Genomic DNA, 12,113 nt, shown 5'->3' with positions numbered 1-12,113 from the left:
GCACGTGCGTGCCGCCGTGGCGCAGGGCACTGCTGTGCCGCGCAAATGGTTCGCTTTGAAACCGTCGCGCAGCCGACGGGAGCGCGATCCCTTTTCGGTTAGGCTTGCGGCGCCCCCACTGCCGAGCCATGCGTTTCCCGATGAACGAGTCCCGCAGCAGCATCGCCTTCGCCACGCCCGACCTTCCCTTGCGCGACGACGTGCGCCGGCTCGGCGCCCTGGTGGGCGACCTGCTCGCCGAACAGGTCTCGGCGCAGTTCCTCGACGAGATCGAACGCATCCGCACCACCGCGATCGCGCGCCGCGAGCGCGCCGCGCCGCTGTCCTCGCTGAGCGAGCAACTCGCCGGCCGCGCGCCGCGCGATGCCGAAGCGCTGGTGCGCGCCTTCAGCACCTATTTCCAGGTGGTCAACATCGCCGAGCGCGTGCACCGCATCCGCCGCCGCCGCGACTACCAGCGCAGCAGCGCCGACACGCCGCAGCCGGACGGCCTGCTCGACGCCTTGCGCCGGCTCAAGGCGCAGGGCGTCGGTATCGAGGAACTGCGCGACTGGCTGCCGCGCATCGACGTCGAGCCGGTGTTCACCGCACACCCGACCGAGGCGGTGCGGCGCGCGCTGCTGGAGAAGGAACAGTTGATGGTGGCCAGCCTGGTCGACAACCTCGACGGCCTGCGGACACCGGGCGAGCGCGCCACCGACGCGGCGCGCTTCCGCATGGCGCTGACCGCCTCGTGGCAGACCGCCGATTCCTCGCCGGTACGCCCCACCGTGGAGGACGAGCGCGAGCATGTCGGCTTCTACCTGACCCAGGTGCTGTACCGGGTGATCCCGGTGATGTACGAGACCCTGGAGCACGCCATCGAGCAGACCTACGGGCAGGCGCTGCCCCTGCCGCGGCTGCTGCGCTTCGGCACCTGGGTCGGCGGCGACATGGACGGCAACCCCAACGTCGATGCCGCCACCATCACCGCCACCCTCGACGCGCAGCGGCGTGCGGTGCTGGAGCGCTATCTGAAGGAGCTGTGGCAGCTGGCCAGCCTGCTCAGCCAGTCGACCACCCTGGTCGCGGTGAGCGCGCCGCTGCTGGAGCAACTGGCGCGTTACCGGCAACTGTTGCCGGAGGCCGCGGCGCGTTCGCGGCCGCGCCATGGCGACATGCCCTACCGCCTGCTCAACGACCTGATGCGCGCGCGCCTGCAGGCGACTCTGGACGATGCGCCGGGTGCCTATGTCGCGCCGACCGAACTGGAAAGCGACCTGCAACTGATCCTGGACAGCCTGCAGGCCAACAAGGGCCTGCACGCCGGCTGGTTCGCGGTGCGGCGCCTGCTGTGGCGGGTGCGCAGCTTCGGGTTCCACCTGGCGCGGCTGGACGTGCGCCAGGAGTCCAGCGTGCATGCGCGCGCGGTCGCCGCCGCGCTGGACACGCAGGACTGGGACACGCGGGCCGTGGAGGAGCGCGCAGGCCTGCTCGGTCCCTACGCCAGCGGCGAGCAGACCCTGCCGACGGCCGACGACGACGGCAACGCGCGGCTGGACGCGGTGTTCGCCGCGCTCGCCGATGCGCGCGCGCGGCACGGCGCCGACGCGCTGGGCAGCTACATCATCTCGATGGCGCACGACCGCGCCGACGTGCTGACCGTGCTGGCGCTGGCGCGCCGCGGCGGCCTGGTCGATGCCGACGGCGCGGTGCCGCTGGACATCGTGCCGCTGTTCGAGACCGTGGACGACCTGCGCGGCGGCACCGCGACCCTGCGCGACCTGCTGGCCGACCCGGTCTACCGCCGCCACCTGGCCGCGCGCGCCGACGTGCAGATGGTGATGCTCGGCTATTCGGACAGCGGCAAGGACGGCGGCATCGCCGCCTCGCGCTGGGGTCTGCAGCGCGCGCAGGTGGAACTGCTGGAGGCGGCGGCCGAGCTCGGCATCCGCCTGACCTTCTTCCACGGCCGCGGCGGCTCGATCGTGCGCGGCGGCGGCAAGACCACGCGCGCGCTGGAGGCGGCGCCGCGCGGCAGCGTCGACGGGCGCCTGCGCGTGACCGAGCAGGGCGAGGTGATCCACCGCAAGTACGGCATCCGCGCGCTGGCGCTGCGCTCGCTGGAGCAGATGACCGGCGCTGTGCTGCTGTCGAGCCTGCGCCCGCGCGCGGCCGACGCGCGCGAAGACGGCTGGCGGCCAGTGATGGACCTGGTCGCCGAGCACAGCAGCCAGGCGTACCGCGGCTTCGTCGGCGATGCCGAGTTCATGCGCTATTTCCGCCTGGCCACGCCGATCGACGTGATCGAGCGCATGACCCTGGGCTCGCGGCCGTCGCGCCGGCTCGGCCAGGATGCGGCGCTGTCCAACCTGCGCGCGATTCCCTGGGTGTTCGCCTGGAGCCAGGCGCGCGCGGTGATCCCGGGCTGGTACGGCGTGGGCAGCGGCCTGCAGGCGGCGGTGGATGCCGGCCACGAGGACGCGCTGCGCGCGATGGCCGCGGACTGGCCGTTCTTCCGCACCTTCCTCGACGACATCGCCATGGTCCTGTCCAAGGGCGACCTCAACATCGCCGAGATGTTCTCGCGCCTGTCCGGGCCGCTGCACGAGCGCTTCTTCCCGCGCATCCGCGACGAACTGGCGCTGACCAAGGGCTGGGTGAAGGCGCTGACCGGGCAGGCCTCGCTGCTGCAGCACGACCCGCGCCTGGCGTTGTCGATCCGCCTGCGCAATCCCTACATCGACCCGATCAGCGTGCTGCAGGTGGACCTGCTGCAGCGCTGGCGCGCCACCGACGGCGAGGACGAGGACCTGCTGCGGGCGCTGGTGGCCTGCGTCAACGGCGTCGCCCAGGGCGTGCAGAACACCGGTTGAGGCTGGTGCCACAAGGCGCCGCCGGCCGCTGCCGGCGGCCGCCCGTCGCGACGCGCTTGCGGGCGGACAAAATTGTCCGATAATGCCGCGCATGGAGATGCGAGCCGATACCGCCCACCGCCGCCGCCTGTTGCTGGACGCCGCCGACGAGGTGTTCTGCATGCACGGCGTGCTGGCGCCGCTGGAACTGGTGGTGGAGCGCGCCGGCCTCGGCCGCGCCACCCTGTACCGTCATTTCGCCGACCGCACCGAGCTGATGGCGGCGCTGCTGGAACGTGGCCTGGACGGCCTAGAGGGCTGCGCGCGCGAGATCGGCACGCGGCCGGACGGGCTGTTCCTGCTGATGTACGACGTCGCCGAACACATCGCGATGTCGGCGCCGCTGGCCGACTATTGGCGGTCGATGCCGCGCGAGCATCCGATGATGGACGCGGCGCATACGCGGGCGATGGCGATCCTGTTGCCGTTCCTGCAGCGTGCGATCGCCGCCGGCCTGTGCCGTGCGGACCTGGGCGAGGACGACCTGGCCCTGGCGATGGACATGCTCGGCGCCTGCCAGCGCGGCAGCGACGAGAGCGAACGCAAGGCGCTGGCGCAACGCGGTTGCCGGCTGCTGTGCCACGCCCTGGCCACGCCCGCGGCGGCGGCGGACTTGTGAGCGCCGACAGCGCCGCACGCCGACGCGCCTGGCCGAGGCGGCTGGCGCGCGCGGTGGCGATGCTGGCGGTGCTGGCCGCCAGCCTGTGGGGCGCGCTGTTCCTGGCCTATCTGCCGCACACCGGCGCGGTGGTGCGCTACGGCTCGGCGCTGCTGTGGGCCGCGCTGGGCGGCGCGGCGCTGTGGGGCCTGCGCCATCCGCGCGAGTACCGCGTGCTGCCGCTGCTGTTCGCGGTCGGCTGCGCGGGCATGGCGGTGGGCTGGTCGGCGCTGCAGCCGCAGCAGAACCGCGACTGGGCCGACGATGTCGCGCAGTTGCTGGAGCCGCAGGTGGATGGGCAGGTGGTGACCCTGCACAACGTGCGCAACTTCGCCTGGCGCAGCGACCACGACTACACCCCGCACTGGGAGACGCGCCGCTACGACCTGGAGCGGCTGGCCTCGGCGGATCTGGCGCTGTCGTACTGGATGGGGCCGGCGATCGCCCACACGCTGGTCTCGTTCGGTTTCGACGACGGCCGCCGCGTGGTGTTCTCGCTGGAGATCCGCAAGGAGCGCGACGAGGCGTTCTCGGCGCTGGCCGGGTTCTTCCGCAATTTCGAGCAGGTGATGGTGGCCGCCGACGAGCGCGACATCCTGGCGGTGCGCAGCAACGTGCGCGGCGAGGACGTGTACCTGTACCGGCTCAACCTCTCGCGCGCACAACTGCGCCAGCTGTTCCTGGGCTACGTGGCGCAGGCGCAGCAACTGCAGCGCACGCCGCGGTTCTACAACACAGCCACCAGCAACTGCACCACCATCGTGTTCGAGCTGGCGCGCAAGCTCGATCCCGCACTGCCGCTCGACATCCGCCTGCTGCTGTCCGGCTACCTGCCGTCCTACGTCTACGCACAGCACGGCTTCGTGCCCGGCTACAGCCTGGCCACGCTGCGCGCGCGCGGCCGCATCGGCGAACGCGCGCGCGCGGCAGGCGCCGGCGCCGATTTCTCCACGCGCATCCGCGCCGGCATTCCCGGCGACGACCCCGCGGCCACGCCATGACCCTGCGCGCACGTCTTGCGCGGTGCACGGGCGCCGCGCTGCTGGCTGCCGCGTCGCTGCTCGGCAGCGGCTGCGCGATGGTCAGCGTGCAGTCGCGCAGCGCCGCCGACTACATCGCCACCCAGCGCGGCGACGTGCTCAGCACGGGCAGGCTCAGCGATGCCAGCCTGGAGACGCTGCGCGTCCTCGCGCTCGATCCCAAGACCTGCGAGGCGGACGTTCCGGCCTGCGCCACGCAGCTGCGCGCATTGCAGGGGCTGGATCAGGAGCGGCGGTTGGCGACCCTGTCGGAGCTGTGGGTGCATGCGGCCAATGCGCGCACGCCGCGGCAGGCGAGGGCGCTGGACGATGCGACGCTGCAGGCGTGGCTGGAGGCCGCGCGCTACGCCTACGCCTACCTGTTCTACACCCCACGCCCGGCCAGCGCGCGCGCCTTCGAGGATCGGCAGACCCAGGTGCGCGACTACTACAACTACGCCGTGCAGCAGGTGGTCGGCGAACTGTTCCTGCGCTGGCGCGCCGGCAGCGCCAGCGGTGAGTTGCACGACGACGACGCGCTGCGCACGGCCGGCTGGCAGGTGCGCGCGGACATGGGCAGCTTCCGCCTGCCCGGCGGGGTGGCGCGGCCGGACGCGATGCTGCCGGCGTCGACGCTGCGCTTCGATGGCCTGCGCAGCACCTACCGGCGCGACGGCTTCGGCGCCGAACTGGTCGCGGAGATCGCGCCGGCCAAGGTCGGCGACCCGACCGCGGCGGTGGCCGCCAAGGCCGCGCCGGACCCGCACGCGCCGGCGTTCAGCGAAATGCCGTATGCGCCGACCACGGTGCTGCTGCGCTTCGACGGCGACAGCCTGGCGCAGGTACTCGACACCCGCAGCGTGGTGGTCGCGCCCTACGATCCGTACCGCGACGGCGAGGTCGAGGTGCACGGCCAGCGCCTGCCGCTGGCGGCCAACTTCACCGCCGCCTACGGCCTGTGGCTGGCTCGCGCCGGCTTCGCGCGGCAGTCGCTGCGCTCGATGCTCGGGCGCGGGGATGGCATCGACCAGCCGCATCTGTACCTGATGCAGCCGTACGATCCGGACCGACGCATCATCCTGATGCTGCACGGCCTGGCCAGCAGTCCGGAGGCATGGGTCAACGTCGCCAACGAACTGATGGGCGACGAGCAACTGCGCCGCCACTACCAGATCTGGCAGGTCTACTACCCGACCAACATGCCGATCGCCTGGAACCGCGCGCAGATCGCCACGCTGCTGCAGCAGACCCTGCGCCATTTCGATCCGCCTGGGCAGGCGCCGGCGTCGCAGCACATGGTCCTGATCGGCCACAGCATGGGCGGGGTGATCGGGCGCCTGCTGGTCAGCGATTCCGGCGACACGCTGTGGAACGACCTGATCGGCGCGCGTGCCGGCCGGCGCCCGCTGGACCCGCAGGCGCTGGCGCAGTTGCAGCCGCTGCTGCGCTTCGCGCCGTTGCCGGAGGTGGACCGCGCCATCTTCATCGCCGCGCCGCAACGCGGCACCACCTTCGCCGAAGGACGGCTCGGGCGCCTGGCCGGGCGCCTGGTACGCCTGCCGGTGACGCTGCTTGATCGCCTGAACACCTTGCTGCAGGGGATCGACGGCCCCGATGGCGCGCCGGTGCGCGTGCCCAACAGCATCGACAACCTGCGCGACACCGATCCGTTCGTGCGCGCGGCGGCGGATCTGCCGATCGCGCCGGCGGTGCGCTACCACACCATCATCGCCCGCCGCGATCCGGCGTTGCCGCTGGCCGAGTCCGACGATGGGCTGGTGCCGTACCGCAGCGCACATCTGCCGGGGGCAGTGTCCGAACTGGTGATCACCTCGGGCCACAGCGTGCAGGAGACGCCGCAGGCGATCCTGGAGATCCGCCGCATCCTGCACGCGCAATTGCAGGGCGACGCCACCGCGGCGCGGTGACGATGCCCGCGACGGGCGGTTGCACGCGCCGTCGTCGAGCGCGCCGAGGGCATCGCATTGCCGCGCACTCCCCGACAGGCGCGATGCATCGCCGACGATCGCTTCGCGGCGCATCGGGGGGAAGCGCCTAACCGGTCGCCTTGTTGTCAGTTCCATCCGCATCGCAGCGTGGACGCACCGCTGCGGTTGTGCCGAATTGCGCAGAAAACGTGTCGAATCGCCCGCCGATGGTTTCGGATGACATCGTTGTCACGAAATTGCAGCCGCCAACCCGAACAATGCGCGCCGCCGTGAACACGATCACGGCCTCTCTCCCCTCCATGCCCGGCCTGCGGCGCGTTCCGTTGGCCGCGCCTACGTTCGGATTCTTCATGTCGCACTCGATCCATCTTCAAAAACGCCTGTCACTGGCGATCGCCGCAGCGTTGCTCGGTGTCGCGCCGATGGCCTTGGCCCAGGCGCAGGATGCGCAGGAGACGCAGACCGCCGCGTCCGACGCCAGCGCCAAGACCCTGGACAAGATCACCGTCGCCGTCACCCGCTACAACGCCGCGGACATGCAGATGGCCGCGACCAACACCGCCAACGTGCTGTCGGCCGAGGATTTGAAGTACACCGCCGTGCACAACATCGCCGAGGCGCTGGGCCTGCTGCCGGGCGTCAACGTGGTCAACACCGGGCAGTCGTACTTCGGCGGCGTCGACGGCGCCGCGCGCGGCGAGGGCATGTTCGCCTCGGTGCGCGGCCTCAACGCCGAGTACAACGTCAACCTGATCAACGGCGTCAACGTCGCCCAGGGCCTGCCCTACAGCCGCAGCGTGCAGCTGAGCCTGCTGCCGCCCTCGGGCCTGCAGACCATCGTGTTGAACAAGACCTCCACCGCAGCGATGGACGGCGACGCGATCGGCGGCACCATCGACTACCGCACCCCGAGCGGCTTCGACTACAGCGAAGCGATGGGCGGCAGCGTCACCGCCAGCGGGCGCATGGAAAGCCGTGCGCGCGACTACGGCGACAACGGCCTGGGCAAGGGCGCGGCCGGCGAATTCCACGCCAAGTTCGGCGCCGACAACCAGTTCGGCATCTACACCAGCGCGTACTACGACGAGCGCCACTACGTGAACAGCGAAGTGGCCAACGCCGCTGCCTCGCGTGGCGACTGGAACAAGCACTACTTCTCTCGTACCGACGCCAGCGGCCAGCCGGCGCCCGGCTACGATCCGCAGGACCTGCTGATGGCCACCGGCGCCAACATCGGCTATTCCGCCGGCGACACCACTCGCTACGGCGGCAACGTGTCCTTCGACTGGCACGTCGACCCGAGCCTGCAGCTGTACGCGCGCGCCACCTATGCCTACGCCAAGACCGAGCAGAACACCGGCTACACCCAGCTGGTGCCGGCCAACGTCAGCCTCGCGCAGATCGGCACCACCGGCGTGTACCAGCCGCAGATCAACCGGGTGGCGGTGCGCTACTGGTACGAGACCAATCCGGAAGTGGCGGACCTGGCCACCTTCCAGTTCGGCGCCGACAAGCAACTGGGCAACTGGACGCTGTCGCCGAACCTGTTCTACAGCTACGGCGACAACGATCGCCCGGACCACGTGGAGATTTCCGCGCGCGTGGACCAGTACGCCTCCACCCAGTTCCCGTACGGCGGCGCCAGCACCTTCTCCGGCTACGACGGCGAAGGCTTCCCCAAGCCGCTGCTGACCCCGGCGCTGCAGGCCCAGGCCAGCGACATCGGCAGCCTGTATGCGCGCCGCTACGGCCAGTTGACCAAGTCCTACAGCGGCCAGACCAAGGGCGGTGCCAAGTTCGACGTGCGCTACGACTTCGACCAGGGCGCGCTGAGCAACATCCAGTTCGGCGTGAAGTACGTCGACAGCTCGCGCGACTTCACCTCGCGCGACTGGACCAACAGCAAGTTCACCGACGGCACCCTGCTGCGCGACACCGGCCTGGTGGTCGGCCAGTACGACTCGGTGTATCCGGGCAAGTATGCGTGGCCGACGGTCAAGCTCAGCAACAGCGGGCTGAAGGCGATGATCGCCCAGCACCTGACCGCGGCCAGCTTCGACACCTGCGGCAGCCTGGCGATCAACAACCAGAACTGCGCGACCATGCGTGGCGACGAGGCGGTGACCTCGGCCTATGCGATGGCCACCTTCCGCAGCGGCGACCTGGAGGTGATCCCGGGCGTGCGCTTCGAGCACACCAGCATCCGCAACACCTTCTGGACCATGCCCGAAGACGCCAAGGGCAACGAACTGCCCGGTTTCTTCAGCAGCAACCACACCAGCTACGACGTGCCGCTGCCGAGCGTGTTCCTGAACTACCGCCCGGGCGACGGCAGTGCGGTGTACCGCGCCTCGGTGTGGACCAGCTACACCCGGCCGGCGCTGGTGCAGCTCGGCGGCGGCGCCAACTACGACGTCTCCAGCGACGGCACCACGGTCATCACCGAGGGCAATCCGGACCTGAAGCCGATCAAGTCGCTCAACGTCGACCTGTCCGGCGAGTGGGACAACGGCCACGGCGGCCACGCGATGCTGGCCGGCTACTACAAGCGCCTGACCGACTACATCTACGAGAGCGGCTCGGATCCGGCCAACGCCGGCACCAGCGCCGGCGCCGGCAACGTGCGCTACGTGCGTCCGCAGAACGGCGGCGACGGCAAGGTGCTCGGCGTCGAGGCCGCGGTCCGGCAGACCCTGCAGGGCATGCCGGCGCCGCTGGACGGCTTCGGCATCGGTGCCAACGTCACCCGCCAGACCACCCGCGTCGACCTGGGCATGGACGGCTTCCACGACGAGCGCATCCAGAACGCGCCGGACCTGATGGCAAACGCCGAGCTGTTCTACGAGAAGGGCCCGCTGTCAGTGAACCTGGCCTACCACTACTCCGGCGAATACGTCTCGGTGTACGACTACTACAACCGCGGCGCGACCTGGGACGACCTGTGGGTCAAGCCGATCACGCGCGTGGACCTGCACGTGGGCTACACCTTCAACGAGCACCTGCGCGCCGACCTGTCGGTGGCCAACCTCACCAACCGCCTGAGCTACTGGGCGCACGTGGGCCACAACAGCACCGCGATCTCCGACATCGTCGATGCCGGCCGCACCGCGCTGCTGAACGTGAAGTACACGTTCTGAAGCGGGCGCTTGCGCACGCTGGACGTCGCCATCCGTCGCACGGCCCTGTGCCGCGCGGCGGGTGGCGCGTTGTCGGCATCGCCGCGCTGCGCGTCTGGCTGGCGCTGACGGTCCTGCCGGGAACGGCCATGGCGGCAGAGGCGCCGGCGACGGCGCCGATCGACGGCCTGCGTCTGGACCAGGTGCAACTGCTCGGCTCGCACAACAGCTATCGGCCGGTGCCAACCGCGCAGGTGCGGCGGCGCCTGCAGGCGCACGACGCCGCCGAATGGCCGGCACTGGCCTATGGCCATCCTTCGCTGCAGGCCCAGCTCGCGCTGGGGCTGCGGCAACTCGAACTCGATGTGGCCGCCGATCCGCATGGCGGCCTGTACGCCGCGCCGTATGCACGGGCGGATGCGGCGACCCGGGCCCGCATGCACGCGCCCGGCGCCAAGGTCCTGCACCAGCCGGGCCTGGACTACGCCAGCCATTGCCTGCGCTTCCGCGACTGCCTGGCGATCCTCGCCGCCTGGTCGCGCGCGCACCCACGGCACACGCCGCTGGTGGTGCTGGTCAATGCGGTGGATTTTGATCCGGTGCCGGGCCTGTGGCCGCACCGTTCTGCCTTCGACGCCAGCGACCTGGACGCGCTGGACCGCGACATCGCCGAGGTTGTGGGGCGTGCGCGGTTGATCGTGCCCGACGACGTGCGCGGCGCTGCGCCGAGCCTGCGCGAGGCGGTGCTGGCGCATGCCTGGCCGCGGGTGGCGCAGGCGCGCGGCCACTTGCTGTTCGTGCTCGACGGCAATCCGCGGCACGAGGCGCTGTATCGCCAGGCGCATCCATCGCTGCGCGGACGCATGATGTTCGGCTGGTATGCGCCGGACCAGCCAGAAGCCGCGGTGCTGTCGATCGAGGATCCGCTGTCCGAAGCGCCACGGATCCGCGCGCTGGTCGCGCAGGGGTTCGTGGTGCGCACCCGCGCCGATGCCGACGGCCGCGAGGCGCGCACGCACGACCGCCGCCGCGCGCAGGCGGCAGTGGATGCCGGCGCGCAATGGATCAGCACCGACTACTACGCCGGCGCGCCGGATCCGCAGCGGCTGGGCTACTGGCTCGGCATCGCCACGGGCCTGCACTGCGACCGGGTCACGGCCGCGTGCGGCACGCGCTCACCGTGAGACTTTCCATGTTGGGGACGATGATGAAAACAGGTGCGCGTTGGATGCTGTGGGTCGTGCTGCTGGTGGCGGCATTGAGCGCGCAGGCGCGGCCGGCGCCCAAGGCCGCGCCCGCGCTGCAGGTGGAAAAGGTGTGGATGCTGTTCCGCCACGGCGTGCGCGCGCCGCTGCCGGGCGAGGCCGCGGCCGCCGCGCTGGCGCCGCAGCCCTGGCCGGTGTGGGACACGCCGCCGAGCCTGCTCACCGCGCATGGCCGCACGGCGGTGGAGCGCAGCGGCGACTACACCCGGCAATGGCTGCTGCGCGATGGCGTGCTGCCGGCGCAGGGCTGCCCTGCGGACGGCACGGTCAGCATCTACGCCAACACCGACCAGCGCACCATCGTCAGTGCGCAGTTGCTCGCCGACACGCTGGCGCCCGGCTGCCATCTGCAGGCCGGCCACCAGGCCGAAGGCAGCGACGACCCGCTGTTCCGCCCGGTGGAAGCCGGCGCGGTGGAGTTCGATGCCGCCGCCGCGGTGGCATCGATCCAGCGCCAGACCGGCGGCCCTGGCGCGGTGCTGGCGCCGTATGCGCGCGAACTGCGCGCCATGCAGGAGATTCTCGGCTGCACCGAGCGCTGCGACTTCGTGCACATGCCCTCGTCGCTGACCGCGGGCGAGAACGGGCGCAGCCTGGCCCTGCACGGGCCGCTGGATCTGACCTCGGGCACGGCCGAGGTGTTCATCCTGCAGTACGCCGAAGGCATGCCGCTGGACCAGGTCGGCTGGGGCCGCGCGACGCCGGCGCGCATCGCCGCGGTATCACGGCTGCATGCCTTGCTGTTCGAGATCTACGCACGGCCGCAGTACATGGCCGCGCGCGCGGGCGCGCCGCTGGCGCACCGCCTGCTGGACACGCTGGGCGCGGCCGACGCGCCGCGGCTGAGCGTGCTGGTCGCCAGCGACACCCACATCGCCGCGCTCAGCGGCCTGCTCGACCTGCACTTCCATCTGCCCGGCTTCGGCCGCGACGACGCGCCCCCGGGCGGCGCGCTGGTGGTGGAGCAGGTGCGCGATGCACGCAACGGTCAGCGCTACGTGCGCGTGCGCTACCAGGCGCAGTCGCTGGATCAACTGCGCGCACTGACCCCATTGAGCCTGCGCCACCCGCCGCTGCTGCAGACTTTGCAGATTCCGGGTTGCAGCGAGGCCGCGACCGGGCTGTGCCCGCTGCCGAAGTTCGAGTCGCTGCTGCAGGCGGCGTTGCAGCGGCGCGGCTGAGGCGGTTCTTCGCGCGTCTGCTCGTCCGCTC

The 12,113-nt window shown here is 71.1% G+C and carries 8 protein-coding genes; 7 read left to right on the top strand and 1 reads right to left on the bottom strand.

Features of this window, described 5'->3' with window-relative positions:
- Positions 1-140: 140 nt before the first annotated feature.
- The 4 genes from ppc (at position 141) to J7357_RS13590 (ending at position 6,499) form a co-directional block, all read left to right on the top strand.
- A complete protein-coding gene (gene ppc, locus J7357_RS13605; protein WP_209247214.1) occupies positions 141-2,855 on the top strand; it encodes a phosphoenolpyruvate carboxylase in 2,715 nt (904 codons plus the stop codon).
- 82 nt (positions 2,856-2,937) lie between these two features.
- Positions 2,938-3,513 (top strand): TetR/AcrR family transcriptional regulator, encoded by a 576-nt coding sequence (locus tag J7357_RS13600; protein ID WP_209247212.1) that lies wholly within the window; start codon positions 2,938-2,940, stop codon positions 3,511-3,513.
- A gap of 59 nt (positions 3,514-3,572) precedes the next feature.
- Positions 3,573-4,553, top strand: coding sequence for a DUF4105 domain-containing protein (locus J7357_RS13595; RefSeq protein WP_209247302.1), 981 nt, complete (start codon positions 3,573-3,575; stop codon positions 4,551-4,553).
- A gap of 2 nt (positions 4,554-4,555) precedes the next feature.
- Positions 4,556-6,499: an alpha/beta hydrolase gene (locus J7357_RS13590; protein ID WP_209247300.1), complete on the top strand. Its 1,944-nt coding sequence runs from the start codon at positions 4,556-4,558 to the stop codon at positions 6,497-6,499.
- A 127-nt stretch (positions 6,500-6,626) separates the two neighbouring features.
- On the opposite strand, the gene J7357_RS13585 is transcribed toward J7357_RS13590, so the two are convergent.
- Positions 6,627-6,872 carry a hypothetical protein gene (locus J7357_RS13585; RefSeq protein ID WP_209247210.1) on the bottom strand — a complete coding sequence of 82 codons (246 nt, stop codon included), beginning with the start codon at positions 6,870-6,872 and terminating at the stop codon, positions 6,627-6,629.
- Here J7357_RS13585 and J7357_RS13580 point away from each other — a divergent pair.
- The 3 genes from J7357_RS13580 to J7357_RS13570 all read left to right on the top strand — a co-directional run bounded on the left by J7357_RS13580 (position 6,871) and on the right by J7357_RS13570 (position 12,082).
- A complete protein-coding gene (locus J7357_RS13580) occupies positions 6,871-9,657 on the top strand; it encodes a TonB-dependent receptor (protein WP_209247208.1) in 2,787 nt (928 codons plus the stop codon). The two genes, J7357_RS13585 and J7357_RS13580, sit on opposite strands and share 2 nt — an antisense overlap.
- A 128-nt stretch (positions 9,658-9,785) precedes the next feature.
- Positions 9,786-10,820: a Ca2+-dependent phosphoinositide-specific phospholipase C gene (locus J7357_RS13575; RefSeq protein ID WP_244667505.1), complete on the top strand. Its 1,035-nt coding sequence runs from the start codon at positions 9,786-9,788 to the stop codon at positions 10,818-10,820.
- Between the two features lie 44 nt (positions 10,821-10,864).
- Positions 10,865-12,082 carry a histidine-type phosphatase gene (locus J7357_RS13570; protein ID WP_209247204.1) on the top strand — a complete coding sequence of 406 codons (1,218 nt, stop codon included), beginning with the start codon at positions 10,865-10,867 and terminating at the stop codon, positions 12,080-12,082.
- Positions 12,083-12,113: the final 31 nt, after the last annotated feature.

The organism is Xanthomonas sp. D-109 (genome assembly GCF_017746095.1).
Lineage (GTDB): Bacteria > Pseudomonadota > Gammaproteobacteria > Xanthomonadales > Xanthomonadaceae > Xanthomonas_A > Xanthomonas_A sacchari.
The sequence above is the reverse complement of the archived record's forward strand: the minus strand, read 5'-3'. Positions and strand labels throughout refer to the sequence as shown.